The sequence below is a fragment of the Streptomyces sp. NPDC031479 genome (assembly GCF_055581065.1).
The window spans coordinates 88,720-111,555 of record NZ_JBVIKC010000013.1 but is presented as its reverse complement, the minus strand read 5'-3'; the positions used below and the strand labels follow the sequence as shown (position 1 = coordinate 111,555).

General features: G+C 73.4%; 24 protein-coding genes. 16 read left to right on the top strand and 8 right to left on the bottom strand.

What is annotated here, in order from left to right; translation table 11 throughout:
* Window positions 1-55: 55 nt before the first annotated feature.
* Both ACZ5D2_RS17190 and ACZ5D2_RS17185 read left to right on the top strand, forming a co-directional pair.
* A complete protein-coding gene (locus ACZ5D2_RS17190) occupies window positions 56-1,117 on the top strand; it encodes an NAD(P)-dependent oxidoreductase (protein ID WP_468930048.1) in 1,062 nt (353 codons plus the stop codon).
* A gap of 49 nt (window positions 1,118-1,166) precedes the next feature.
* Complete coding sequence (locus ACZ5D2_RS17185; RefSeq protein ID WP_371675062.1) at window positions 1,167-1,778, top strand: nucleoside/nucleotide kinase family protein; 612 nt, start codon at window positions 1,167-1,169, stop codon at window positions 1,776-1,778.
* 51 nt (window positions 1,779-1,829) lie between these two features.
* Here the strand turns inward: ACZ5D2_RS17185 and ACZ5D2_RS17180 are convergent, their stop codons facing one another.
* Together ACZ5D2_RS17180 and ACZ5D2_RS17175 are read right to left on the bottom strand one after the other, a co-directional pair.
* Window positions 1,830-2,378, bottom strand: a complete 549-nt coding sequence (locus ACZ5D2_RS17180) for a DUF4232 domain-containing protein (RefSeq protein ID WP_371675061.1) — start codon at window positions 2,376-2,378, stop codon at window positions 1,830-1,832.
* Window positions 2,379-2,569: 191 nt separating this feature from the next.
* On the bottom strand, window positions 2,570-3,307 hold the full coding sequence (locus tag ACZ5D2_RS17175; protein WP_371675060.1) for a ribonuclease H family protein: 738 nt from the start codon (window positions 3,305-3,307) through the stop codon (window positions 2,570-2,572).
* A gap of 150 nt (window positions 3,308-3,457) precedes the next feature.
* Between ACZ5D2_RS17175 and ACZ5D2_RS17170 the strand changes: the two genes are divergently transcribed.
* Both ACZ5D2_RS17170 and ACZ5D2_RS17165 read left to right on the top strand, forming a co-directional pair.
* Complete coding sequence (locus ACZ5D2_RS17170; protein WP_356217465.1) at window positions 3,458-3,625, top strand: hypothetical protein; 168 nt, start codon at window positions 3,458-3,460, stop codon at window positions 3,623-3,625.
* Between the two features lie 114 nt (window positions 3,626-3,739).
* Entirely contained in the window at window positions 3,740-4,456 is a 717-nt protein-coding gene (locus tag ACZ5D2_RS17165; RefSeq protein WP_371675059.1) for a hypothetical protein, read from the top strand.
* A gap of 53 nt (window positions 4,457-4,509) precedes the next feature.
* Here the strand turns inward: ACZ5D2_RS17165 and ACZ5D2_RS17160 are convergent, their stop codons facing one another.
* Window positions 4,510-4,764: a hypothetical protein gene (locus ACZ5D2_RS17160; protein WP_371675058.1), complete on the bottom strand. Its 255-nt coding sequence runs from the start codon at window positions 4,762-4,764 to the stop codon at window positions 4,510-4,512.
* A 196-nt stretch (window positions 4,765-4,960) separates the two neighbouring features.
* Between ACZ5D2_RS17160 and ACZ5D2_RS17155 the strand changes: the two genes are divergently transcribed.
* Window positions 4,961-5,386: a guanyl-specific ribonuclease gene (locus ACZ5D2_RS17155; RefSeq protein WP_468930040.1), complete on the top strand. Its 426-nt coding sequence runs from the start codon at window positions 4,961-4,963 to the stop codon at window positions 5,384-5,386.
* Window positions 5,387-5,469: 83 nt separating this feature from the next.
* Here the strand turns inward: ACZ5D2_RS17155 and ACZ5D2_RS17150 are convergent, their stop codons facing one another.
* Window positions 5,470-5,841 (bottom strand): VOC family protein, encoded by a 372-nt coding sequence (locus ACZ5D2_RS17150; protein WP_266847404.1) that lies wholly within the window; start codon window positions 5,839-5,841, stop codon window positions 5,470-5,472.
* Between the two features lie 234 nt (window positions 5,842-6,075).
* Here ACZ5D2_RS17150 and ACZ5D2_RS17145 point away from each other — a divergent pair, with 234 nt between their 5' ends.
* The 7 genes from ACZ5D2_RS17145 to ACZ5D2_RS17115 all read left to right on the top strand — a co-directional run bounded on the left by ACZ5D2_RS17145 (window position 6,076) and on the right by ACZ5D2_RS17115 (window position 14,386).
* Window positions 6,076-7,119, top strand: a complete 1,044-nt coding sequence (locus ACZ5D2_RS17145) for a LacI family DNA-binding transcriptional regulator (protein WP_371675056.1) — start codon at window positions 6,076-6,078, stop codon at window positions 7,117-7,119.
* A 224-nt stretch (window positions 7,120-7,343) separates the two neighbouring features.
* A complete protein-coding gene (locus ACZ5D2_RS17140) occupies window positions 7,344-8,693 on the top strand; it encodes an ABC transporter substrate-binding protein (protein WP_371675055.1) in 1,350 nt (449 codons plus the stop codon).
* Window positions 8,694-8,743: 50 nt separating this feature from the next.
* Complete coding sequence (locus ACZ5D2_RS17135; protein WP_468930035.1) at window positions 8,744-9,691, top strand: carbohydrate ABC transporter permease; 948 nt, start codon at window positions 8,744-8,746, stop codon at window positions 9,689-9,691.
* Complete coding sequence (locus ACZ5D2_RS17130) at window positions 9,688-10,590, top strand: carbohydrate ABC transporter permease (protein ID WP_468930032.1); 903 nt, start codon at window positions 9,688-9,690, stop codon at window positions 10,588-10,590. The genes ACZ5D2_RS17135 and ACZ5D2_RS17130 overlap by 4 nt, the downstream gene beginning before the upstream one ends.
* Window positions 10,591-10,683: 93 nt before the next feature.
* On the top strand, window positions 10,684-12,084 hold the full coding sequence (locus tag ACZ5D2_RS17125) for a GH1 family beta-glucosidase (RefSeq protein ID WP_371675052.1): 1,401 nt from the start codon (window positions 10,684-10,686) through the stop codon (window positions 12,082-12,084).
* Window positions 12,085-12,222: 138 nt separating this feature from the next.
* Window positions 12,223-13,659 (top strand): glycoside hydrolase family 16 protein, encoded by a 1,437-nt coding sequence (locus tag ACZ5D2_RS17120; RefSeq protein ID WP_468930029.1) that lies wholly within the window; start codon window positions 12,223-12,225, stop codon window positions 13,657-13,659.
* A gap of 205 nt (window positions 13,660-13,864) precedes the next feature.
* On the top strand, window positions 13,865-14,386 hold the full coding sequence (locus tag ACZ5D2_RS17115) for a GNAT family N-acetyltransferase (protein ID WP_468930026.1): 522 nt from the start codon (window positions 13,865-13,867) through the stop codon (window positions 14,384-14,386).
* Here ACZ5D2_RS17115 and ACZ5D2_RS17110 read toward each other — a convergent pair.
* From ACZ5D2_RS17110 to ACZ5D2_RS17100, 3 genes are all read right to left on the bottom strand, one after another.
* Window positions 14,383-14,784 (bottom strand): SgcJ/EcaC family oxidoreductase, encoded by a 402-nt coding sequence (locus ACZ5D2_RS17110; RefSeq protein WP_371675049.1) that lies wholly within the window; start codon window positions 14,782-14,784, stop codon window positions 14,383-14,385. The genes ACZ5D2_RS17115 and ACZ5D2_RS17110 overlap by 4 nt on opposite strands.
* 73 nt (window positions 14,785-14,857) lie before the next feature.
* Window positions 14,858-15,571, bottom strand: coding sequence for a hypothetical protein (locus tag ACZ5D2_RS17105; protein ID WP_371675048.1), 714 nt, complete (start codon window positions 15,569-15,571; stop codon window positions 14,858-14,860).
* A gap of 153 nt (window positions 15,572-15,724) precedes the next feature.
* A complete protein-coding gene (locus ACZ5D2_RS17100) occupies window positions 15,725-17,584 on the bottom strand; it encodes a M1 family metallopeptidase (protein ID WP_468930022.1) in 1,860 nt (619 codons plus the stop codon).
* A 507-nt stretch (window positions 17,585-18,091) separates the two neighbouring features.
* Between ACZ5D2_RS17100 and ACZ5D2_RS17095 the strand changes: the two genes are divergently transcribed.
* Window positions 18,092-19,324, top strand: coding sequence for a PP2C family protein-serine/threonine phosphatase (locus tag ACZ5D2_RS17095; protein WP_468930020.1), 1,233 nt, complete (start codon window positions 18,092-18,094; stop codon window positions 19,322-19,324).
* A gap of 47 nt (window positions 19,325-19,371) precedes the next feature.
* On the opposite strand, the gene ACZ5D2_RS17090 is transcribed toward ACZ5D2_RS17095, so the two are convergent.
* Complete coding sequence (locus ACZ5D2_RS17090; protein ID WP_371681068.1) at window positions 19,372-19,713, bottom strand: avidin-fold protein; 342 nt, start codon at window positions 19,711-19,713, stop codon at window positions 19,372-19,374.
* A gap of 853 nt (window positions 19,714-20,566) precedes the next feature.
* Here ACZ5D2_RS17090 and ACZ5D2_RS17085 point away from each other — a divergent pair.
* The 3 genes from ACZ5D2_RS17085 to ACZ5D2_RS17075 all read left to right on the top strand — a co-directional run bounded on the left by ACZ5D2_RS17085 (window position 20,567) and on the right by ACZ5D2_RS17075 (window position 22,815).
* Window positions 20,567-20,929, top strand: a complete 363-nt coding sequence (locus tag ACZ5D2_RS17085) for an alpha/beta fold hydrolase (protein WP_468930017.1) — start codon at window positions 20,567-20,569, stop codon at window positions 20,927-20,929.
* A 157-nt stretch (window positions 20,930-21,086) separates the two neighbouring features.
* Entirely contained in the window at window positions 21,087-21,563 is a 477-nt protein-coding gene (locus ACZ5D2_RS17080) for a hypothetical protein (protein WP_468930014.1), read from the top strand.
* Between the two features lie 346 nt (window positions 21,564-21,909).
* Window positions 21,910-22,815, top strand: a complete 906-nt coding sequence (locus ACZ5D2_RS17075) for a S1 family peptidase (protein ID WP_371675043.1) — start codon at window positions 21,910-21,912, stop codon at window positions 22,813-22,815.
* Window positions 22,816-22,836 lie beyond the last annotated feature (21 nt).

Sequence of the window (22,836 nt, the reverse complement as noted above, 5' to 3'; positions counted from 1 at the left end):
CGCCCACGGCGAGCGGCCGTCGTAGGGTGTGCGCACGGGGAAGGGGGGAACGCACATGGACAAGGCTCGGATCCTGCTGCTCGACGCGGCTCCCGGGGACCTGATGGCGCGAGAGGTCGACCGCCTGCTCGGCCACGGGCTGGCGATCACGCTGAACCTCCGCAGGGTCACCGACCACACCGGGACCCGGGACGTCTGGGGCGACCGGGTGGAGTTCACCGACTTCGACGCCTTCGACGAGTCCGCCCTGACCGCCGCGACCGTCCGCGGCGGAGAGGGCTACGACGCGCTCAAGTCCCGTGCCGGCGTGCCCCTGCGCGCCGGGTTCCTCGCCGCGGCCACCGATCCCGCGCTCGTCCGCCCGCTGCGCGTGATCGGGCGGGCCGGGGCGGGCACCGACCACGTCGACCTGCCCGCCGCCGCCCGTCACGGCGTCACGGTCACCCACACCCCCGGCTCCAACGCGGGCGCCGTCGCCGAATTCGCCCTGGCCCAGCTCCTCGCCCTGACCCGCGACCTGCCTGCCCACAACGCGACCGCGCACCGGGGTGTCTGGCGGGCCCCGGCGGCTCCGGCCGTGCAGCTGTCGGAGCTGACCCTGGGCATCGTCGGCCTGGGCCGCATCGGCTCGGCGCTGGCCGGGCGGGCGGCCGCCCTGGGCATGGACGTCCAGGGCCTGTCCCGGCAGGACCGGGCCGGGGCACCGGCACGCCCGGTCCGCTCGCTCACGGCCCTCCTCACGACCAGTGACGTGGTCTCCCTGCACCTGCCGCTCACGGCGGCCACCCGGGGGATGATCGGGCGGGCGGAGCTGGCGCTCATGCGCCCCGGCTCGATCCTGCTGAACACCGCCCGCGGCGGGATCGTGGACGAACAGGCCCTGGCCGACGCCCTGCGCGACCCCGGACATCCCCTGGCGGCCGCCGCGGTGGACACCTTCGCCCACGAGCACGCGGCCTTCGAGTCCCCGCTGGCCGGCCTGTCGAACGCCCTGCTGACCCCGCACGTCGCCGGGATGACCCGGAGCGCCGTGAGCACCGCGGCCCTGCGCTGCGCGGACCACGTCGCTGCCCTCCTCGGCGACCGCCCGGACGGCGTTCCCGTGGTGAGCGCGTGACCGTGTGACCGTGTGACGCGGAGGCTCGCCGCGGTGGCACGATACGCGGATGGAGTGGGCGGAACTGGAAGACCGTGCCCGGGCCCTGGCGGCCGCGGGCGGACGGCGGATCCTCGGCATCGCGGGACCGCCGGGAGCGGGCAAGTCGACCCTGGCCGAGGGGCTCGCGCGGGCGCTGGGCCCCGAACGGGCCGTCGTCGTACCGATGGACGGGTACCACCTCGCCCAGGCCGAGCTGGTCCGGCTGGGGCGCGCGGACCGCAAGGGGGCGCCGGACACCTTCGACGCGGCCGGATACCGGGCCCTGCTCGGCCGGCTGCGCGCGGCGGCCCCAGAGGTGGTCTACGCCCCGGCCTTCGACCGCGCCCTGGAGGAACCCGTCGCCGGCAGCATCGCGGTGCCTCCCGGGGTACCGCTGGTGATCACCGAGGGCAACTACCTGCTGTACGAGGCGGGGGAGTGGGCGGGGCTGCGCCCCCTGCTGGACGAGACCTGGTACCTGGCTCCCGACGACGGCCTGCGCGTGCGCCGCCTCGTCGCCCGGCACGTGCTGCACGGCAGGAGCGAGGCGGATGCGGCCCGGTGGGTCTCCCGTTCGGACGAGGCCAACGCCCGGCTGATCGAGGCCGGCCGCCACCGGGCGGACCTGGTGGTGGACTGACGCACCCGGGGCCGGGTCAGGGGCCGGGGCCCCGGACCCGGCCGGGCGACGTCAGCGGAACGCCGTGGCGCGCACGCTGTTGCCGCACAGGGCGAAGTCGCCGCCGTCGTCCGGCGCCAGCTGGGTGCCCCCTCCCGCGACACCCACCACGATCGTGGGTGCGACCATCGGCTTCCCGCCGGAAGCGCAGTAGCCGTCGGCCTCTCCGAGCACCGGCGTGAAGGTCAGCTGGGTCGTGGCCGTGCCGCCCACCGGCAACTGCACGGTGCGCGCCTGGCCTTGGCGGACGACGCTCAGCCCCTTGTTGCTGCCGGGCGAGCCCAGACCCGCGAGGCCCACGGTCGGGAAGCCCTTCAGCGTGCACGGCGTGGAGCCCGTGTTGGTGACGGTCACCCGTACCCCGTTGGACCCCGCCCGTTGCGCGCTGCCGGCCGTGAGCTGCGCGCCGGTGCAGGCCGCGGCCGGCGCCCGAGCTCCGGGCGCGGCCTTGGCCGCGGCCGTCGCCGTACCGGTGCCGGCCAGCAGACCCGCGGTGAGCAGGCCCGTCGCGAGCAACGCGAGCGGGGCCTTGGCCGCGCCGCTTCTCCTTGTGCCCTTCATGCGTGCTCCACCCCCCGACAGGGGGCGCCAGGATCCGGCCACCCCGCTCGATGTCGGTTCGACCCCGTTCCACTATCCCACGGGGGATCTGCCGGGGCTCCGGACCGCAGGAGGCCCCTCCGCGGGGCGGCGTACGGACGTCACGACGGCCGCGCCGCGGGCGGACGGGGCCCTCCCGGGCCCGCGCCGCCTCAGTCCTCCGATCCGGCGCAGTCGGGGTGGCCCCAGCGCGAGGCCAGCTTGACGATCGTGTCCCCGGCGGCGTACGGCTGCCCGCACGGGCAGCTCCCCGGGAACTTCGCCTTGACGGAGGCCCGCCCGCGGGCCGCGCCGCCCCCGGTACGGGAGGCCGCCGCCCCCTTCGCCGCGCCGGAGGGGGCCCGGCGGACCGATCCGCCGCGCGCCGGGGCACTGCGGGCCGGGGTGCTGCGCGCGGGGGCCGGGACCGGCAGGTCCGCGGTGCCGAGGGCGGTACCGGCGGCCTGCTGGGTGACCGCGGCGTCGCTGGCCGCCTGGTCGGCGATGGCGTTGAGGTGGTCACCGTCCTCGCGGTGGGCGGGAACGTAGCGGAATTCCACGTCCCGCTCGCCCAGCAGCCCGTCGATGCGTTCGACGAGCTCCCGGTTGGCCACCGGCTTCCCGGCCGCGGTCTTCCACCCGTTGCGCTTCCACGCGGGGAGCCACTGCGTCACCGCCTTCATGGCGTACTGCGAGTCCATCCGCACCTCGACGGCGGTTCCGGGTGCGAGCGCCTCCAACAGTCTCTGCAGTGCGGTGAGTTCGCCGACGTTGTTGGTGGCCCGGCCCAGTGGGCCGGCCTCCCAGCGCTCCGGGCGCCCCTGGGCGTCCGCGACGACCCACGCCCATCCGGCCGGCCCGGGATTACCCTTCGCCGCCCCGTCGCAGGCGGCAATGATGCGATCAGACATGCCCCGATCATGCCCCACGCGCGGAGCGGCCCCGGCAGCGGTACGGGTGAGGGGGCGTACACGCGTTTCCTCACCCGACGTGTTTACCGCCCGTGGATTTGGTGACACGAAGTAGTGACACGTCATCACAATGCGACGAAAGGCAGGAACATGTCCCTGTTCGCCGTTCTCATCATCGGTCTGGTCGTCGTGGTCATCGCCCTGATCGCCGCCGGCCCCGACATCCCGGCGAGGCGCAACCCCTCCGTCCGCCGCACCCGCACCCGCCTGACCACCGTCCCCGCGCCCCGTGGCGGCCGGCACCGCACCCAGTACTGAACCGTCCTCGCGAGGGCCGCGCCGTGCCGGGCCGCGCGGCCGCTCGACCGTCACACTGGGCGCACCGTGCACCGCGCGGGGCGCCGCTGCGAGTGACGAGGAGGACGGGGACCGATGCCGCGAACCCGCGCCGAGGCACACACCCTGCACCCCCGCCACCAGCGCCGGGGCGAGGTGAGGTGGCCCGCCGTGCTGGCGACGCTGACCGCCATGGCCCTGTACCTGGTCCTGCCCCAGCAGCTGCTGATCACCCCGCGGTACCTGGTGCCCGCCCTGGAGATACTGCTCCTGCTCCCGCTCATCGCCATCAACCCGAGACGGCTGACCCGCCAGACCGGCACCTTCCGCGTCCTGTCCCTGGCGCTGGTACTGGTCATCGTCGCCAGCAACCTCGTGGCACTGGGCATCCTCGTCCACGAACTGCTCCACGCCCAGGTCGCCGACGGGCGCTCCCTACTGGTGGCGGCGTTCCAGGTCTGGCTCACCAACGTCATCGCCTTCGGACTCGCCTTCTGGGAGCTGGACCGCGGCGGCCCGGTCAGCCGCACCCAACTCCCGCGCGAGGAGCTGCCGCTGGCGGACTTCCGGTTCTCCCAGGACGAGAACGACGACGCCGTCGGCGAGGTCGCCGCCGGTGCGAGCGGAGCCTCCGACTGGGTCCCCACCCTGCTCGACTACCTCTACGTGTCCCTCACGAACTCCACGGCCTTCAGCCCGACCGACACCATGCCGCTCTCCCCGCGCGCGAAGCTCCTGATGGCCGTCCAGTCGGTCGCGGCCCTGCTCACCTCCCTCCTCGTCATCGCCCGGGCCGTGAGCATCCTGCACTGACCGGGCGCGAACGGTTCAACGGGCGCGCGCGGTCGGTGCAGGATCCTCACGCCCTAAGGAAGGTCGGGAGGCGGCGGCCCGGTCTCGGACTCGTACTGGTGCGGGGAGTCCCCCTGCCACTCGATCACCCGCGCGTCGCCGAGGACCAGCTCGTCCGGATCGGGCACCTCGATCCGCCGCAGGAACTCGATCACGTCGGAATCCGCGTGGGCGACCCCCAGGGCGGTCTCGTGGCCCTGGACCCGGATCGTCACCCGCCGGCCACCCGACGGCGCGATCCTGTGCACGACGATCGGCGCATGCTCCATGGCCCCAGCCTGCCCGAGACCCGCGACCCGGGCATCCCGGGCGCCGCCGTGCGGGCCCCGGACCGCACCCCGGGTGGCGCACGGGTTACGGCCCGGGGGCACCCGCGTTCCGGTAGATGCCCTTGTCGTGAACAGGTAAGAAAATCAACGTAGTTGGCGTTGACGGCCACGGCTCTACGCGCGTCATCATGGCGATATGAGAATCCCCCCGCGCCTCGTCGCCCTCGCCGGCGCCGCAGCCGTCGCCGCCACCCTCATCGCGGGACCCGTCGCCGCCGCGGCTCCCGTTTCCCCCGCCTCCGCAGTCACCTCCGCCTCCTCCGTATCGGTGAAGGCGGTGGGCAGGGTCTGTTACTCCGCGCTGCCCTCCCAGGCGCATGACACCCTCGACCTCATAGACCAGGGCGGACCGTTCCCGTACTCCCAGGACGGCGTCGTCTTCCAGAACCGTGAGGGTCTGCTGCCCGGTCACAGCACGGGCTACTACCACGAGTACACCGTCATCACCCCCGGCTCGCCCACGCGCGGCGCCCGCCGGATCATCACCGGGCAGCAGTGGCAGGAGGACTACTACACCGCCGACCACTACGCCTCGTTCCGCCGGGTCGACTTCGCCTGCTGATCCCGGCTTCCTCCCCCACCCGGGCCGCCGTACCGCCCCCCAACCGGGGCGGTACGGCGGCCGTCGTCCGTGCGGCGCGCCCGCTACGACGGCTGGAGGACGGAGAGGATGTTGCCCGCGGGGTCGGTGAACCAGGCGATGAGCGGGCCCCCCTGGCGGACGACCCCCTTCTCGTCCTGCTCGAAGCCGGGGTACCGCTCGAAGCGGATGCCCCGCCCGGTCAGCTCGTCGACGGCCGCGTCGATGTCCTCGACGGGGAAGTTGAGCAGGGTGAAACCGGCCGGAGCGTGGTCGTCCTTCGGGTAGACGAGGATCTCCGCGCCGCCCGCGATGTGGAGGGTGAGCAGGCCGTGCTCCTCGGTCACCCGCAGGCCGAGGGTCTCGCCGTAGAACTCCTTCGCCCGCTGGATGTCGTCCACGGCGAAACCGCTGAATGCCCTGGTGTCGCTGAACACGCGCCGTCCTCCCGTATGCGTCCCGACGGCCGACAGCCGACGGCCGACTGCCAAGAGTGCCGACCCCGCCGCGCGCGTGCGGCGCCTCCGCACCGGCGCGCGCCACCGATTCCCCCGAAAGCACGAGCCCGGACCGTTGTCACGGGAGCGCTCTCCGGGCCGGAGGGCACCGGATACCCTGCAGATCCCGACGCAGCCGCTCTGCTGCCGACCGCGACAGGAATGGAGCCCGCCGTGCCTGAGCAGCCCACCGGACACCGACCCACTCTGGAAGCCGTCGCGGCGCGCGCCGGGGTTTCCCGGGCGACGGTCTCGCGTGTGGTCAACGGCGGGGCGGGGGTGCGGCAGCTCGTCGCGGACAAGGTGCGCGAAGCCGTGGCCGAGCTGGGCTACGTACCCAACCCGGCGGCCCGGACCCTCGTCACCCGGCGCACCGGGGCCGTGGCGGTGATCATCGCCGAGCCGGAGGTCCGCATCTTCTCCGACCCCTACTTCTCCCAGCAGGTCCGCGGTATCAGCAAGGAACTCACCGCCCACGACACCCAGTTGGTACTCCTGCTGGTGGAGGGCCCGGAGGACTACGAGCGGATCGCCCGGTACCTGGCCGGCGGCCACGTCGACGGGGCGCTCGCCTTCTCCCTGCACACCGACGACCCGCTCCCCGCGATCGCGGCCCGCATCGGGCTGCCCACCGTGTACGGCGGCCGACCCGCGTGGACCCCGGCCCCGGGCGGACCCGCCGGGGTGACGTACGTCGACGCCGACAACCGGGGCGGGGCGCGGCTGGCCGTACGCCACCTCACCGACACCGGCCGCACCCGCATCGCGCACATCGCCGGCCCCGACGACATGACCTCGGCGACCGACCGCCTGGACGGCTACCGGGACGCCCTGCCGCCCGGCTGCCCGCCGATGGTGGCCGAAGGCGATTTCACGGTGGAGGGCGGGGCGCGGGCGATGGCGGACCTGCTGGAGCGGCATCCGCGGCTCGACGCCGTCTTCGCCGCCAGCGACCAGATGGCGGTCGGTGCGCTGCGCGTCCTGCGGGAGCGGGGCCGGCGCGTACCGCAGGACGTCGCCCTGGTCGGCTTCGACGACATGCGGTCGGTGGCCGAGTGCGCCGATCCGCCGCTGACCACCGTCCACCAGGACATCGAGGGCATGGGCCGGATGATGGCCCGGCTGCTGCTGGGCGCTCTGGACCGGGACCGCGGGGGGATCCTCACCCCGACCTCCCTGATCACCCCGACCGGGCTGGTGCGCCGCGACTCGGCCTGACCGGGTGCGGAAGGCGTCCCGGTCCGGGCGTCCGCTCCGGGCACCCGGACGGGCGCGCCGTCCGGGCCGCCTCCCCGGACCCGCCTTCCGGCCGTCAACCACGCCTGCCCGCACAGCCGTTACGCGTTCAGGTCTTGACGGGAAGATCCGGGCGGGGCACTCTCCAGACGCAGCGCTTGAGAGCGCTCTCAGCCGTGTACGCCGAAGCCCAGGGGAGATCAGCCATGCCCACAGCCCGAGCCGCCACCACCGCCGGCATCCCCGCCGGCACCACCCCCGCCAGAACCCGGGGCGTCGCCCTCCGCCTCGGCGCGGTCGCCCTCGCCGGGGCGCTGCTGGCCGCCTGCGGATCCGGTGGGGAACCGCAGGGCGCCGCCGCGGGCGCCGGGGGCAAGGTCACCGTCACCGTCGACCTCTTCGGCTCGTTCGGCTACAAGGAGGCCGGGCTCTACGCGGAGTACGAGAAGCTGCATCCGGAGGTCACGGTCAAGCAGACGGACACCGAGGACGAGCAGGACTACTGGAAGTCCCTGCAGACCCGGCTCGCGGGCGGGGGAGGCCTCGCCGACGTACAGGGCATCGAGGTCGGCCGGATCGCCGCGGTGACGCAGCAGCAGTCGGACAGGTTCGAGGACCTCACCGCCTACGGGGCGGGCGCACTGCGGAACTCCTTCGCCGACGCCAAGTGGTCGGCGGCCACCACCAAGGACGGCAAGGTACTGGGCCTGGGCACCGACGTCGGACCCGAGGCCATGTGCTACCGCCGCGACCTGTTCGAGAAGGCCGGACTGCCCACCGGACGCGAGGAACTCGCCGCCCAGTGGTCCACCTGGGACGGGTACCTGGAGCTGGGCCGGCGCTACCGCGACCACGCCCCCGACAAGAGTGCCTGGCTGGACAGCGTGGGCAGCCTCTACGCCGTCATGACCGGACAGGCGAAGGAACGTTACTACGACGCCTCCGGCGCGCTGGTGTACGAGACCAACCCGGCCGTCAGGACGGCGTGGGACACCTCCGTGCGCGCCGCCCAGGACGGACTGAGCGCCAAGCTCGACCAGTGGTCCCCGCCGTGGAACCAGGCCTTCGCCGCCGGTTCCTTCGCCACCCTCCCGTGCCCCGCCTGGATGCTCGGCTACATCAAGGGCCAGGCGGGCGACGCCGGCGCGGGCAAGTGGGACGTCGCCGCGCTGCCGGGCGGCGCCGGGAACTGGGGCGGCTCCTACCTCGCGGTCCCGCGCGCCGCGAAGCACAAGAAGGAGGCCTACGCGCTCATCCAGTGGCTCACCGCCCCCGAACAGCAGGCCCGCCTCTTCGAGAAGCAGGGTTCCTTCCCCTCCTCCACCGGCGCGATCGCCAAGGTCGCCGACGTCAAGGACCCCTACTTCTCGCAGGCCCCCACCGGCCGGATCTTCGGAGACGCCGCCAAGGCCGCACCCGTCCAGGTGCTCGGAGCCGCCGACAAGACCATCGCGGACCAGATCACGAACGCGCTGAGCGAGGTCGAGCGCAAGGGCACCGCACCGGACAAGGCGTGGGAGACCGCCGGGAAGGGCGTACGGAACGCCACCGGCTGACCGCCGCCGCCCCTCCCGCCCCCCAGCCGTCGCCCCCGAAGGGCCCGCCGATGACCCGCCCCGCCCCATCGACCACCACCGGTACCGGACGCCCGCCACCCGCCCGACGGGTCCGGCGCTCCCTGGCCCCGTACGCCTACGTCGCCCCGTTCTTCACCCTCTTCGCCGCCTTCGGCCTCTTCCCGCTCCTCTACACCGCCTACGTCTCGCTCTACCGCGTCGAACTCCAGACGCCCGGAGCGATGCAGTGGAGGGGCCTGGACAACTACGCGGCGCTCTTCTCCGACAGCTACTTCTGGACCGCGCTGCGCAACACCTTCACCATCGGGGTCCTCTCCACCGTTCCCCAGCTCGCCATGGCCCTCGGCCTCGCCCACCTGCTCAACCGCCGCCTGCGCGCCCGCACCTTCTTCCGGACCGCCGTCCTGCTCCCGTACGCCACCTCCGTCGCCGCCGCCACCCTCGTCTTCGCCCAGCTCTTCGGCCGCGACTTCGGCATGGTCAACTACCTCCTCGGCCTCACCGGCATCGGCCCGGTGGACTGGCAGACCGGCACCGTCGCCTCCCAGCTCGCGGTCTCCTCGATCGTCGTGTGGCGCTGGACCGGCTACAACGCCCTGATCTACCTGGCCGGCATGCAGAGCATCCCGGCCGAGCTCTACGAGGCGGCCGAGCTGGACGGAGCCTCCGGCTGGCGGCAGTTCGTCCACGTCACCCTGCCCGGACTGCGCCCCACGATCGTCTTCACCGCCGTCGTCTCGACCATCGGCGCCACCCAGCTCTTCGGCGAACCGCTGCTCTTCGAGGGTTCCGTCTCGGGCGGCATCTCGCACCAATATCAGACCCTCGGCCTCTACCTGTACGAACAGGGCTGGGGCTTCTTCCACCTGGGCCGCGCCGCCGCGATCGCCTGGGTGACGTTCCTGCTCATCCTGGTACTGGTGGGCGCCAACGCCCTCCTCGTACGCAGCCGTTCCCGCAAGGAGGCCGCCCGATGACCGCCGTCACCGCCCCGCCCTCGCGCCGCGCGGCCGCCGGGCCCCCCACCGCCCCCGTCCGCCGGCGCGGCCGGACCGGCGGACCGCGGCGCGGCGGCCGGCTCACGTACGCGGTCCTCACCGCGGCCGTGCTGGTCTCGGCGTTCCCGTTCTACTGGACGATCGTCGCCGCCAGCCGCTCCAACGCCGACCTCGCGAGGACCCCGCCCTCGCTGCTGCCCGGCCCGCACCTGATGCACAACCTCCGGCAGGTCCTGGAGGAGGCCGACATCGGCAAGGCCCTGCTCAACTCCCTGATCGTCTCCGGCTCGATCACCGTCGGCACCGTCCTGTGCTCCACCCTCGCCGGCTTCGCCTTCGCCAAACTGCGCTTCCGCGGGCGGGGGTTGCTGCTCACCCTCACCGTGTCCACCATGATGATCCCGCCGCAGCTCGCGGTGATCCCGCTCTTCATGCTGATCGCCCGGCTCCACTGGGTCAACCAGCTGCAGGCCGTCGTCCTGCCCGGACTCGTATCGGCCTTCGGCGTGTTCTTCATGCGGCAGGTCCTCGTCCAGTCCCTGCCCGACGAACTGATCGAAGCGGCCCGCGTCGACGGCGCCTCCACCGCCCGCATCTTCCGGTCCGTCGTGCTGCCGATCGCCCGGCCCGGCATGGCCGTGCTCGGCCTGCTCACCTTCATGACGGCGTGGAACGACTTCTTCTGGCCCGTCGTCGCGCTCTCCTCGCAGGAACCGACCGTGCAGGTCGCACTCCGCCAGCTGGGCGGCGGATACGTCCACGACCAGTCCGTGATCATGGCGGGCACCCTGCTCGGCACCCTTCCCGTACTGCTGGTCTTCGGCCTCCTCGGCCGTCAGATCGTCGGCGGCATCATGCAGGGCGCGGTCAAGGGCTGACGCCGCGCACCCCGCACCCGTACCCGCCCGCCGTCCCGTTCCCTCCCCCCAGTCCCGTCCCGTCCGCCCTCACACCCCGGGAGTTCCCCTCCGATGACAGCCGTCGACGCACGCCCCGACGCCTCGCCGCTCCTGCGATTCCCCCGGGGATTCCGCTGGGGGACGGCCACCGCCGCCTACCAGATCGAGGGTGCGGCCACCGAGGACGGCCGCACCCCGTCCATCTGGGACACCTTCAGCCGCACCCCCGGCAAGGTCCGCAACGGCGACACCGGAGACGTCGCCGCCGACCACTACCACCGCATGCGCGAGGACGTCGCCCTCATGAAGCGCCTCGGGGTGAGCGACTACCGCTTCTCCGTCTCCTGGCCCCGGGTGCAGCCGACCGGCTGCGGCCCGGCCTCCCCGCGGGGCCTGGACTTCTACCGGCGGCTCACCGACACGCTGCTGGACGCCGGGATCCGCCCGGTCGCCACGCTCTACCACTGGGACCTGCCCCAGGAACTGGAGGACGCTGGGGGCTGGCCCCGCCGGGAGACGGCCGACCGCTTCGCCGAGTACGCGTTCCTCACCGCCGGGGCCCTCGGTGACCGGGTGACGACCTGGACGACCCTCAACGAGCCCTGGTGCACCGCCTTCCTGGGCTACGCCTCCGGGGAGCACGCCCCGGGCCGCACCGACCCGGCCGCCGCCCTGCGCGCCGCCCACCACCTCAACCTCGCCCACGGGCGTGCCGTCCAGGCGCTGCGCGCCTCCGCGGCGCCCTCGGCCGAGGTCTCCCTGACCCTCAACCTGCACGCGGTGCGCCCGCTGACGGACTCCGCGGCCGACCGCGACGCCGCCCGCAGGATCGACGCCCTCGGCAACCGGATCTTCCTCGACCCCGTCTTCCACGCCCGGCTCCCGCAGGACCTGGTCCGCGACACGGCACCGGTCACCGACTGGTCCTTCGTGCGCGACGGCGACCTGAGGACCGCCTCCGCGCCGGTCGACTCCCTCGGCGTCAACTACTACGCCCCGACCGTCGTCGCGGCGGGCGACTGCCCGACGCCTTCGCCCTGGCCTGCGGCCGAAGGGCACGTACGCTTCCCGAGCCTCCCCGGCCCCCGGACCGCCATGGACTGGCCGGTCGATGCGGAGGGGCTCTACGGGCTGCTCACCGCGCTCGCCGAGGAACTGCCCGGCGTACCGCTGCTGGTCACCGAGAACGGGGCGGCGTACCACGACTACGCGGACCCGGCCGGCCGGGTCCGCGACCCGGAACGGATCGCCTACCTGCGGGCCCACCTGGCCGCGGTGCACCGGGCGATCGGGCGGGGGGCCGACGTGCGCGGGTACTTCCTGTGGTCGCTGCTGGACAACTTCGAGTGGGCGCACGGCTACGGCAAGCGGTTCGGCATCGTCCACGTCGACTTCGCGTCCCAGCGGCGGACACCGAAGGACAGCGCCCGCTGGTACGCCGACGTCATCGCGCGCGGCGGCGTCGTTCAGTAAGTGAAGGCTTCGGTTCGTGCTCGGGTTTTACGTGTTCACCTCTTGCCCACGCGTGGGGCCGAGGGGCACAGTGGCGGCGCACCCGTTCATTGAGAGCGCTCTCATCTCCCACCCGGCCACCCCCCAGAGAGGGTTCCCATGAGAGTTACGCCCCCACCGCGAGGACTCCTGAGGCGAGCGGCCCTCGCCGTCGCCGCGCTGCTCCTGCCGGCCGCCGCCGTGCTCGTCGCCATCCCGGCCGACGCCTCGGTACCCGCCGACCCGCCCGGTTGGACCTCGGTCTTCCGCGACGACTTCAACGGTCCCGCGGGATCCGGGGTCAACGGCGCCGACTGGCAGTACACGACCGGGACGAGCTACCCGGGCGGCCCGGCCGGCTTCGGCACGGGCGAGGTCGAGACGATGACCGCCGACCCGTCCAACGTCTCCCTCGACGGCGCCGGCAACCTGCGCATCACCCCGCGGCGAGACGGCGCCGGCAACTGGACCTCGGGCCGCGTCGAGACGAGGCGCTCCGACTTCCAGCCGCCCGCCGGCGGCAAGCTGCGCGTCGAGGTCCGGGTCCAGATGCCGAACGTCACGGGCGCGGCGGCCAAGGGCTACTGGCCCGCCTTCTGGATGCTGGGCGCCCCCTACCGGGGCAACTGGTGGAACTGGCCCGGCATCGGCGAGATCGACATCATGGAGAACGTCCAGGGCATCAACAACGAGTGGGCCACGATGCACTGCGGCACCAGCCCCGGCGGACCGTGCAACGAGACCTCAGGCATCGGTGGCCAGCAGGTCTGCTCACCGGCCACCTGTCAGGGGGGCTTCCACACCTACGCCGCCGAATGGGACCGCGGCACCAGCCCCGAAGAGGTCCGCTTCTACCTCGACGGCGTCAACTTCCACACCGTCCGCGCGGACCGGATGGACGCCGCCACCTGGAACGCGGCGACCGGCCACGGCTTCTTCCTCATCCTGAACGTCGCCATGGGCGGGGCGTTCCCCGGGGCCTTCGGCGGCGGCCCGGACGCCGGCACCGAGCCCGGTCACCCCATGACGGTGGACTACGTGGCGGTCTGGCAGAGCGGCACGGGCGCCACCACCCCGCCCACCCCGACCCCCACCCCCACCCCCACCCCCACCCCCACACCGACTCCCACACCGCCGACCGGCGGCCGTGACGCCTACGCGGCGATCCAGGCGGAGTCGTACGACGGCCAGGGGGGCCTGACGGCCGAGACCACCACCGACACCGGCGGCGGCCAGGACGTCGGCTCGGCCGCCCAGGGCGACTGGGCCCGCTACCGGGGGGTCGACTTCGGCGCCTCGGCCGCGACCCAGTTCCGGGCCCGCGTCGCGAGCGGTGCGGCGGGCGGGGTCAGCGGACTGGTCGAGGTGCGCCTGGACAGCCGCGCCAACCCCCCGATCGGCAGCTTCGCCGTCGCCGGCACCGGTGGCTGGCAGAGCTGGCGGACCGTCCCGGCGAACATCTCGGGCGTCACCGGCACCCACGACGTGTACCTGACCTTCACCAGCGGTCAGCCGGCCGACTTCGTGAACGTCAACTGGTTCGAATTCGGCCACTGACCGCTGACCACCGACCGCTGACCACCGACCGCTGACCACCGACCGCTGACCACCGGCCGCGGGCCCGGTCGGCCGGGTCGCCCCGGCCGGCCGGGCCCGCGTCACCCGGGCCCCGCCGTCACCGCGCCCGCTCCGGCGCGTTCTCGCCGTCCCGGCCTGACTGTTCCCGTGCGCGCCGAGCGCTCCGCGTGATAGTCCTCCTGCCATGGGAGATCTGGTGACGGCGCGGCTCGTGCTCCATCCGATGACCGGCGACGAGGCCGGGCGGCTGGCGGCGGGCGAACCGCCCCGCGGCGCCCGATGGGCGCCCGGATACCCCACCCACGGCGACGTCGTCGCCGCCGAGCGCCTCTTGCGCACCCTCGCGGACACCGGCGACCCCCGGCCGTTCGGCAACTATGAGATCCGCCGCCGCGAGGACGGCGCCGCGATCGGCGGCGCGGGCTTCCACGGACCCGCGGACCAGGACGGCCGCGTCACGATCGGCTACGGCCTCATCCCCTCGGCGCGGGGCCGGGGATACGCCTCCGAAGCCCTCCGCGCGCTGCTCGTGTGTGCACGGGACCACGGCATCAGGTGCGTGCGGGGCGACGCCGATCACGAGAACATCGCGTCCCACCGCGTCATGACGGCGGCCGGCATGCGACCCGTGGGAGAGGACGACCGCGTCACGTACTTCGAGATCGCCTGGACCGGCACGACCACGACCGTCCGGACGCCCGGCTAGCCGCCCCGCACCTCGGTGTTCTGGCAGGCGTGCAGCAGCCAGGTCCCGTCTTCCTGCTTGGTCATGACGTACAGCGGGGCGCCCTCGGTGTCGCCCTCGGCCGAGTGGTAGACCTGCCGGACCTTGACGGCCGCGACGTCGGGCCGCAGGAACCGCGTGTGCACCGCCTCGTAGGTGACCTCGCCGTCCCAGTTCGCGTCGGGCAGGACGGCGCGGGTGAACTCGGCTATCGCGTCGCGGCCGACGAGGACCTTGCCGTGGGCGGTGGTCCAGAGGGCGTCGGGGTGGAAGAGCGCGAGGAACCCCTCGGCGTCCTTGGAGCGCTGAGTGCGCTCGACGGCGGCGACGACCTGTTCGATGGCCTTGATGTCTACGGTTTCGGTGTCCATGCGGATCATTCTGATACCTCGACTCCGCTTGAGGTCAAGGCCCGTGGGTGTCGGGACCGCGCGGCCTGGGAGACCGCGCGGCCTAGGAGACCGCGTACCACTGGCTCGCCCAGCCGGTGTTGATGGTGCTCGTGCCCTGTTCGGCGAGGTTCACGGTGGCCGGCAGCGAGGTCTGGCCGGTCAGGACGGTGCTGTAGCGGAGCCTGGGCGGCGTCAGGCCGGCGTTGACCGAGATTCCGGCGCCCGTGGACTTCAGGGTGAGGGCGTTGGTGGCCCAGTTGCCGTTGAGCAGGAGGGCGATGAAGTAGGTCCCGGGGGCGGCGGTGAACGGCTTGGCCAGGGGCAGCGGTTTGGCGATCGCGTCCGTCATCAGCTGCGGGGAGATGTCGGCGGTGGCCGAGCGCAGGGCGCCCTTGTCGTCGTAGACGCCCAGGTAGCAGTTGGAGAGCTGCGCGTTGGGGTCGATGCCGGCCAGGCCCAGCCAGATGTTGGACCACGTGATCTGCTCGCGCAGCACGATCCGTACCAGGGTGACGCGCCCGCCGACCCCCGCGGCCGACTGGGCGGTGACGTGCCCGGCGTCATTGGGGTCGCCGGTCCAGGCGAGGAGGTTCTGGTCCTGTGGCCGGGGGCCCTCGTACCCGCCCGTACCGCCCTGCGCGGGTGCGGGGGCCGATGCGGCGGAACCGGCCTTCCCGTTCGGCTCCTCGCCCGACGAGCTGCAGCCCGCCAGGACGAGCAGCGCGGCGAGCGCGGCGGCCAGGCGGGTGGTGGCGGTGGTGGTGCGCGTGCGCATGGCTGGGTCCCCCGTGAGGTGCGGTTGTGCCGACGCGCCATGGTCACACGGGCCGTTCACCGGCCCGCCACCCACCCGGCCCGCACCCCCGCCGCCGGTCCGTCGCGGGTGACGCCCGAGCGGGCGCCCACCGCGGCGGACCGGGTCGGACCGTCAGCCGTCGATGCGGTGCTGGGTCCAGAAGGAGGTCAGGTCCGTGGCCGTGGCAGCCTGGGCGGCCGTCTTGAACTCGGCCGTGGTCGAGACCCCGTACCAGTGCGAAGTGGCGTAGTCCTTGAGGACCTTGGCCATCGCGGTGTCACCGAGGACGCGCCGCAGATCGTGCAGGGCGCACTTGCCGTAGCCGTAGACGACGGTGGAGTACCGGGAGGAGTGGGCGTCCCAGTAGCCCATGTTGTTGGTGATCTTCTCGGCGGAAGAGGCCCAGGAGACGCTGTTCCAGCAGCCGGTTCCGGTCTTGTTCTGCGCCAGGTCGGTGGCGTAGTCGGTGAAGGCCTCGTCCAGCCAGGGGCTGGTGTACTCGTCGTCGCCGACGATGCCGTACCACCACTGGTGCGCGATCTCGTGGGTGAGCGCCGTCGTGCTGACCAGGTCCAGGACGAACCCGGGGTATTCCATCCCGCCGAACCAGTAGTTGTTGTCGATCACCGCGTCCAGCTCGCCGTACGGGTACGCCCCGAAGCGGGCCGAGTGGGCGTCCACCGCGGACTTGGCGGTGCTGAGCATCGACTGCGCGTCGGACGAGCTGATGCCCGAGACGGAGTAGATGTTGACCGGGGTGCCGCCGGCCGAGGTGCCGGAGATCTTGCTGAACGGACCGGCCGCCCAGGCGAAGTCCCGGACCTTGGCGGCGGTGGCGGTGGTGATCGTGCGCCCGCTGGTCCCGGGGGTGTCGACGGAGGCGCCGGTGGCCGGTACGAGCAGGGCGCTCGGGTGGTCCAGGGTCACCTTGAAGTCGGAGGCCAGGGAGTAGAAGGACTCCCCGTTGTTGGTGTACGGGTCCAGGTGCCAGCCCGCCCCGTCCCTGACCGCGAGCACCGGCAGGGCGTTGCCGAGCATGCTGAAGGCCCCGTCGTAGCCGAAGCGGTCGGCGCCGCTGGGCACGGTGATGCCGAGGTCGAAGCCGATCGTGGCGCTCTGCCCCTGGGGCAGCGGCGCGGGCAGGTCGATCTTGAGGGCCGTGCAGCCGACGCTGAGCGCGCCCGCGGTGCCCCCGGTGACGTTGGTGACCGTGATCGGCATGGCGGAGCAGGTGCCGTGGTAGTTGTCCCACAGCCGCAGGTACACCTCGCTGAGCGCGGTGGCGGAGGAGTTGGTGAAAGTGGCGCTCTCGTGCCCGGTCCAGCCGGTTCCCGCGGTGTTGCTGCTGAGGCTGACGGTGTACGAGGGGGCGGACGGGGTACGGGTGGAGTCCCCGGGCGGGGTGGTGCCGCCGGAGGTGTCGAGGGCCACGTCGTCGACCACGAAGCTCGTCTGGAGGCTGGAGTCCTCGGTCCCGGTGAAGGCGACGCTCACGGTCTGGCCGGCGAACGCCGACACGTCGAAGGACTTCTGTACGTAGCCGGTGTTCCTGTCCAGGTTCGAGTACGTCGCGAGCGTCGTGCTGCCGATCTTCGCCGTCAGCTTGTCGTACTTCGTGGACGTGGTGGTCTCGGCGGTGTCGATGTGCAGCCAGAAGGTGAGGGTGGCGCTGCTGCATCCGGAGGGGATCGTGACGCTCTGGGACAGCGTGTCGGTGTGCGTGCTGCCGACGCCGTTCAGCCAGGCGAAGGAGGAACCGCCGTGGGCGCTCTGGCCGGCGCGGCTGGTGATGACGCCGGCCTGGGACTGGCTCCAGGGCGAAGTGCCGCTCTCGAAACCACCGTTGGTGACGACCTGGGCCGGCGTACAGGCGGCGGCCCGTGGGGCGGGGGCCGGTGCGGCGGCCGCGGGGGTGGCGGTGACCGAGGCGGCGGCCAGCGCGGCGACGGCCAGCACGGTCGTCGCGAGGGCCTTGTGGGGGGTGGATCTCACACGGAACTCCTTTGAGGCGGCCGGGATCCCGGCCTGCTCGGTGACCGCCCGGACGGCGAGGGTGCGCCGGAGGGCGGCCGGGGGCTGTGCGCGTCGCTCGCGCGAGCGCGGTGGTGAGATGGGTGCGGTGCCGCCCGGGTCGGGGCGACAGCTGCCGGAAGCCTTGCAGATTTGACGCGAGCATGCCATCAGAGGTGGGTAAAGTGTTGGCGAGTCCCGCCTTTGCCGACCTCCGTGCCGGCGGCTCGGGGCTGCCCGCGTACGGGTGCCCCCGCCGCGGGGCGCACCGGCACCCCCTTGCGCCCGGAGCTGCGCCCGGATCCCCTATGCCCGGATCCCCTATGCCCGCGAGCCCCTACGCCCGCGAGCCCCTGCGTCCCGGCCCGGCGGGCGCGGGCGCCGGTGGCCCTGCGCCGTCGCCCGTGCGTGCCACCGGGTCGGATCCCTCCGCCCTGCCTATGGTGAGAGAAGTGCAAGACCGAACGGTCGTACGCGGGCAGGTGGAGTGTGGGCGCTACCGGTATCGACTTCGAAGCGGTCTTCCGGGCGCTGCCGGGCGCGGTCGCCCTGCTGACCACGGACCTCGTGTTCGCCGACGCCAACGAGGCCTACCTGCGCCTTTCGGGCCGCGCTGCCGAGGAGGTCCTGGGCCGCTACCTCTTCGACGTCTTCCCCGACAACCCCGGCGACCCGGCCGCCAGCGGCATGAGCAACCTCCACGCGTCCCTCCGCCGGGTCGCCTCCACCGGGGAAGCCGACAGCATGGCCCTGCAGCGCTACGACGTGCAGGACCCCGACCGGCCGGGCACGTGGGAGGAGCGCTACTGGAGCCCGGTCAACGTACCGGTGCTCGGCCCGGACGGTTCCGTGGTGCTCGTGCTCCACCGGGTCGAGGAGGTCACGGAACTCATCCGTGCCCGCGGTACCCGCAGCGGCGGTGCCCGTGCCAGGGTCCTGGAAGCGGAGCTCTACACCCGGGCCCGGGAACTGCAGGAGCTGAACCAGCGCCTGCGCGAGGCCCACGCCCGAGAACGCGAGGTCGCGCTCCACCTCCAGCAGGCGATGCTGCCCGAGCCCGACCCGCTGGGTCACCACGGTGCAGCGGTGCGCTACCGGCCCGCCACCGGATCCCTCAACGTGTGCGGCGACTGGTACGACCTGTTCGACCTGCCTGGCCGCCGGTGCACCGCGGTCGCCGTCGGGGACGTCGTCGGCCACGGACTGACCGCCGCCGGTGTCATGGGCCAGCTCCGCAGCGCCCTGTCCGCCGCCTCCCGGGTCGCCGGGGGTCCCGCCCAGGCCCTCGAGGTCCTCGGTCTCTACGCCCGCTTCGTCAAGGGCGCCGAGTCCGCCACCGCCGTGTCGGTCTTCATCGACTGGTCCGCCCACACCCTCACCTACAGCAGCGCCGGCCACCCCCCGCCGGTGCTCTGCCACCCGGACGGCAGCGTGACCTTCCTCGACCAGGCGACCGACCCCCCACTGGGCGCCCGCCCCGAACACGTGAGCCGCCCGCAGAGCCGGACCGGCTTCACCGAGGGCTCCACCCTCGTCCTCTACACCGACGGACTCGTCGAGCGGCGCCACGAGGACATCGACATCGGCCTGCGCCGGCTCGCCGACTCCGTCATCCGCCACCGGACCGCCGACCCCGACAGCCTGGCCGACGCCCTCCTGATCGACCTGGTCCCGCCCGCCGGCATCACGGACGACACCGCCCTGGTCGTTCTCCGCCTGTGACCGCACGGCGGCCGGCGGTGGATGGGGCGCCGGAGAAGACCGCGGGCTCAGGCCGCGGGCTGCTCGACGACGCTGGTGCCGCTTCCCTCCTGGGACTCCCACGTCCAGGTCTCCTCCAGGCGGAGGCGGCCGTCGGCGAGGGCCCTCACGAGCGAAACGCAGTGTCCGGACGCGGTCGTGCCGTCGAGCCGGAGCTGGACGTAGCGGAAGTCGACGGTGTCACCGGTCCGGGTACCGACGAGGTGCCCCCTGACGACGTCCCCGCCGCGGTACTCGGCCCAGACGTGGCCGTCCCGCTCGTGGTACTCGAAACGGGTCTGCCGGCCGACCTGGCCGGGCGCCTGATCGGACACCGGGACGAAGACGAGACCGTCGAGCGAGCGCGCCATGGGTGGCTCCTGGGGGCAGAGGTGGAAGTGGGCCGGGCCGGGACCGCGGCTCTCCGCTCCGCCGTGCGCCGACACGGCGCCGATCGCACGCACGAGACGATCCCCCGCGACAGTACCCCGGCCGTCGGCTCCCCCGTCCGAAGGGGGTGCCCCGCAACAGCCGTTGCCCTCCAGGGCGGTTGGCCGGGCATCGTACGGCGCCCGCCCCTGGGAACCGTCCCCCGGAGCGCCCCCGGACCGCGGGCAGGCGCGGCAGACGCGGCCGCTGCGGCGCACCGCGGACGGCCGCCGGCGGCTGATGTGGCCCGCGGCGCAGCGGATGAGGTGAGGGGTGTGGACGCCGAGCCAGAGGGGTTCGAGCAGGACGGCGCCGACGGCCGTCAGACGTTCCACGAAGGCGGCCGAGGCGGCGGCCGGGTCCTTGCGCGCGCAGGTCCGGCACAGGCCCTGCCCCTGCTGGACGTTCGACGGGCGCGGGGCGCACAGATGGCCGGCCGCGCAGCGGACCCGGTGCGGGGTGGCGTTGCCGAGCCAGACGGGTTCGAGGAGCTGCGCGCCGACGTCGTCGAGGCGGGTGTGGAACGCCGCCTCCGCGCGTAACGAATGAGCGGGACGACGGGCCTGAGGCTGGTACACGGGCTCCCCCGGGATGGGCACGACCGGCGAGTGGATACGGACACCGCCCATTTCACCTGAATCCGCACACGGAACGCCACCTCCGCCCGTCGGCACCGGCATCCGTCCCGGGACGTGGACCGGCCGCATCAGCGGAAGGGGCGTCACCGCCCGCCGTGCCGGTATCGCGCCGAACGGGAGAATCGGCCAACCGATGCCGAACGCCGAGGAGTCGACCGTGACCGGATCCCAGGAGTTCTTCGCCGCCTACGACGCACTGCTCGCCCGCTGGCCCGCGGGCACCACCGAGATCGATGTCCCCACCCCGTACGGCACCACCCGCGTCCACGCCTACGGGCCCGCGGACGCCACCCCGCTCCTCCTGCTCCACGGCGGCGGCTCCACCGGTACGGTCTGGTTCGCCAACGCCCGTGCCCTCGGGGCGCGTCATCGGGTGCTCGCCGTCGACATCCTCGGAGACGCCGGCCGCAGCACCGCACGCCCGCATCGAGACCGTCGCCCACCTGACCCACTTCGCGCTGCCCACCGCCGCGCCCGCGGAGACCGACCGCCGGGTCGCCGACTTCCTGGCCGCCGGTGAGGAGGCCGACGCCGCACCGGAAGAGGCCTGAAGAAGATCTTCAAGGGCATCCCGGCACGGCCGTCGGGGTTGCCAGCGGGTGCGCGGTTCGCCCGAGTGGGGGAAGCTGGGCATGGCCTCAGGGCCGACAGCAGTCCGGACGGGCGAGGGAGGCCTCGTGGACGCTTCAGGAGACGAACGGCTCATCCGCACGCCCCGGAGCCGGCTGCGGACGGCCACCGTGCTGTGCGCGGCCGCCGTCCTGGCCGTGGCGGCCGTTCCGGCCGCCGCGCGGCCGGCGGCCACACCGGATCAGGCCCCCGTGGTGGTGGTCGACTGCTTCGAGAAGGCCCAGGTGCGGCCCGACGACTTCGTGCTGGCCTGCGGTGACGGGAACAACCGCCTCGTCCGGCTGCACTGGGACAGCTGGGGCCGGCGGACCGCGACGGCCACCGGAATCGACATGGTGAACGAATGCCGTCCCAACTGCGCGGAGGGCCGTTTCCTCGGCTACCCGGTGAAGGTGACACTGAGCGAGCCCGACCAGTGGCCCACCGCCCCCGACCTGCGACGCTTCACCAAGATCCGGCTCGTCTACCCGGACACCGCACCGGCGCCGGTCGCGAAGGACGTGACGTACAAGCTCGTGTACTGACGCCGCTCGTGCACTGATCCGGTCGCGCGCGGATCCCGGCGGCCCGCACCCACCACGGAGCCCCGGGACACCATCCCGGGGCTCCGTGCACTTCGCTGACCGCCCCGTTCAACGAGCGTCCGGGGGCGGGGTCACGCCCGGATCCGGACGACCGGTCCCCGGCGGGTGGTGGGGCCCCGCCCGCGTGGCCGACCAGGCCGGGATCCGCCTACGGTGGCATGGTGGCCGTTCCCCACCGGCGCGGCCCACCACCCGCCGGGGACCGGTCCACGCGCCGCGGTTCCGGGCCGGCCCCGGGACCCCGCCACCAGGCGCTTCCCGTCCCGGAGAAGGGAAGGGCGCCACCATGTCCGCTGCCACCGAGGCCGTCCCCCGCCGGCCCCCGGCCGCCGCCCGCACCAGAGGGCCGCGCCGTACGCCGGTACGGGTCGCCGTGATCGGGGCGGTCGTCGCGCTGTGCGCGACCGCGACGGTCGGCGGTGCCCACGCCATCGTCAACGGCCACGACGCCGCCGGGCCCTACCCGTTCATGGTGTCCATTCCGATGACCTACGCCTACGGCGCCGAGCGGATCGACGGGGTGTGCGGCGGATCGCTGATCGCACGCGACTGGGTGGTCACCGCCGCCCACTGCGCCGAGGAGACGCCGACCTCCCACCCGACAGGCACCGTCAGGGTCGGCAGCGAGCGCCGGCACTCGGGCGGCACGGTCCGCACCATCGTCGAGAAGGTCGTCCACCCCGGCTACGACGGGCGGGAAGGCCGCTCGCACGACGACATCGCCCTGCTCCGGCTGGACCGTCCGGTCCCGCAGCAACCGATCGAGATCGCCGCACGCGCGCCCCGGGTGGGCGCCGACACCCGCATCCTCGGCTTCGGAGCCCTGGCCGACGTGCAGACCGCCGAGGAATGGGTGCTGTCCGAGCGGCTGCAGGAGCTGGACACCCGGAGCGCCGCCCCGACCGTGTGCCTCGGGCTGGCAGCCGCCGGCGAGCTGTGCACGACCAGCCGGGAGCCCGGCGCGATGGCCTGCTACGGAGACTCCGGCGGACCGCAGATCCAGCGGACCGGCGGCCGTTGGAGGCTCGTCGGCGCCACCTCCGGTGACGGCGACCACGCCGTGGACCCCAAGTGCGGCGACGGTCCCGGAATATGGACCTCGGTCCCCGCCTACCGGGGCTGGCTCGAAGCGACGATGCACCGCGGACCGGCGGTGGGCGAGGGAACCGGTGGGCCGCCCGAGGCGTTCTGAAGGGCGTACGGGGACCGCAAG

Bases quoted from the DNA above. Each gene is read 5' to 3' on its own strand.
- ACZ5D2_RS17190 (WP_468930048.1), top strand. From the start codon at position 56: ATGGACAAGGCTCGGATCCTGCTGCTCGACGCGGCTCCCGGGGACCTG.
- ACZ5D2_RS17185 (WP_371675062.1), top strand. From the start codon at position 1,167: ATGGAGTGGGCGGAACTGGAAGACCGTGCCCGGGCCCTGGCGGCCGCG.
- ACZ5D2_RS17180 (WP_371675061.1), bottom strand. From the start codon at position 2,378: ATGAAGGGCACAAGGAGAAGCGGCGCGGCCAAGGCCCCGCTCGCGTTG.
- ACZ5D2_RS17175 (WP_371675060.1), bottom strand. From the start codon at position 3,307: ATGTCTGATCGCATCATTGCCGCCTGCGACGGGGCGGCGAAGGGTAAT.
- ACZ5D2_RS17170 (WP_356217465.1), top strand. From the start codon at position 3,458: ATGTCCCTGTTCGCCGTTCTCATCATCGGTCTGGTCGTCGTGGTCATC.
- ACZ5D2_RS17165 (WP_371675059.1), top strand. From the start codon at position 3,740: ATGCCGCGAACCCGCGCCGAGGCACACACCCTGCACCCCCGCCACCAG.
- ACZ5D2_RS17160 (WP_371675058.1), bottom strand. From the start codon at position 4,764: ATGGAGCATGCGCCGATCGTCGTGCACAGGATCGCGCCGTCGGGTGGC.
- ACZ5D2_RS17155 (WP_468930040.1), top strand. From the start codon at position 4,961: ATGAGAATCCCCCCGCGCCTCGTCGCCCTCGCCGGCGCCGCAGCCGTC.
- ACZ5D2_RS17140 (WP_371675055.1), top strand. From the start codon at position 7,344: ATGCCCACAGCCCGAGCCGCCACCACCGCCGGCATCCCCGCCGGCACC.
- ACZ5D2_RS17135 (WP_468930035.1), top strand. From the start codon at position 8,744: ATGACCCGCCCCGCCCCATCGACCACCACCGGTACCGGACGCCCGCCA.
- ACZ5D2_RS17130 (WP_468930032.1), top strand. From the start codon at position 9,688: ATGACCGCCGTCACCGCCCCGCCCTCGCGCCGCGCGGCCGCCGGGCCC.
- ACZ5D2_RS17125 (WP_371675052.1), top strand. From the start codon at position 10,684: ATGACAGCCGTCGACGCACGCCCCGACGCCTCGCCGCTCCTGCGATTC.
- ACZ5D2_RS17120 (WP_468930029.1), top strand. From the start codon at position 12,223: ATGAGAGTTACGCCCCCACCGCGAGGACTCCTGAGGCGAGCGGCCCTC.
- ACZ5D2_RS17115 (WP_468930026.1), top strand. From the start codon at position 13,865: ATGGGAGATCTGGTGACGGCGCGGCTCGTGCTCCATCCGATGACCGGC.
- ACZ5D2_RS17110 (WP_371675049.1), bottom strand. From the start codon at position 14,784: ATGATCCGCATGGACACCGAAACCGTAGACATCAAGGCCATCGAACAG.
- ACZ5D2_RS17105 (WP_371675048.1), bottom strand. From the start codon at position 15,571: ATGCGCACGCGCACCACCACCGCCACCACCCGCCTGGCCGCCGCGCTC.
- ACZ5D2_RS17090 (WP_371681068.1), bottom strand. From the start codon at position 19,713: ATGGCGCGCTCGCTCGACGGTCTCGTCTTCGTCCCGGTGTCCGATCAG.
- ACZ5D2_RS17075 (WP_371675043.1), top strand. From the start codon at position 21,910: ATGTCCGCTGCCACCGAGGCCGTCCCCCGCCGGCCCCCGGCCGCCGCC.